This is a genomic window from Bradyrhizobium nanningense, assembly GCF_004114535.1.
GTDB lineage: Bacteria > Pseudomonadota > Alphaproteobacteria > Rhizobiales > Xanthobacteraceae > Bradyrhizobium > Bradyrhizobium nanningense.
In genome coordinates, this window is record NZ_LBJC01000042.1 from 1 (window position 1) to 484 (window position 484).

The window sequence follows — 484 nt, forward strand, 5'->3', positions numbered from 1 at the left end:
CGCGTGCACTTCATGCGCAACGCGCTGGCCCATGCCGGCAAGAGCGGCCGGCGCGTCGTCTCCGCCTTCATCGCCACCGCCTTTGCCCAGGACGATGCCGAGGCCGCACGAGCGCAGTGGCGCAAGGTCGCCGATCAGCTCCGTCCCAAGCTGCCCAAGCTCGCCGGCTTCCTCGACGAGGCCGAAACCGATGTGCTCGCCTACATGACCTTCCCGCCGCAACACCGGACCAAGCTGCACTCGACCAACCCGATCGAGCGTCTCAACGGCGAGATCAAGCGGCGCACCGAGGTGGTCGGCATCTTCCCCAACGAAGACGCCATCGTCCGCCTCGTCGGCGCGATCCTGCTCGAGCAAAACGATGAGTGGGCCGTCCAACGCGCCCGTTACATGACGCTGGAAACCATCGCACCAATGAGCGATGATCCAACCGTCAGTCTTCCGGCTATCGCCAGCTGACCGGCCCGGCTCTTGCCGGTGAACG

At 65.9% G+C, this 484-nt stretch carries 1 protein-coding gene; it reads left to right on the plus strand.

Annotation, left to right across the window (positions count from 1 at the left end; genetic code table 11):
* The coding region (locus XH84_RS31740) for a transposase (protein ID WP_208757121.1) at positions 1–459 on the plus strand (459 nt) is incomplete at its 5' end.
* Positions 460–484: the final 25 nt, after the last annotated feature.